This is a genomic window from Corynebacterium glyciniphilum AJ 3170, from assembly GCF_007673095.1.
Lineage (GTDB): Bacteria > Actinomycetota > Actinomycetes > Mycobacteriales > Mycobacteriaceae > Corynebacterium.
The window spans coordinates 1-299 of the sequence record NZ_VDYZ01000167.1 but is presented as its reverse complement, the minus strand read 5'-3'; the positions used below and the strand labels follow the sequence as shown (position 1 = coordinate 299).

Annotated in this window: 1 protein-coding gene; it reads right to left on the bottom strand. The window is 65.2% G+C overall.

Going from position 1 to position 299, the window contains the following annotated elements; genetic code table 11:
• Positions 1 to 229, bottom strand: a 229-nt coding sequence (locus FS507_RS19955) for a hypothetical protein (RefSeq protein WP_222121461.1), incomplete at its 3' end; no start/stop codon positions are given.
• Between the last annotated feature and the right edge of the window lie 70 nt (positions 230 to 299).

Here is a 299-nt window from a genome sequence, read left to right as displayed (position 1 = left end):
CCCCGCCTACCTCCCCCCTCACCACCCACACATCCTCATCTCCTCCTACCACTACATCCCACTCCTCCACCACCCCTTCCACCTCCACCACCTCCCCCACCCCCTCCACACCCCCCTCCACTTCCCCCCCCCCCAACCGGAGCACCCTGTCGCCACGCCTGAACATCCCGACGACGGCGGTCCTCCCCCCCTCCTTCCCCCCTTTCTCCCACACCCACCTCATCCTCACCCACCACAAAACTAACTCTCACATTCCCTCCACCTACCCTCACACCCACTCCCACCCCACCATCTACCTC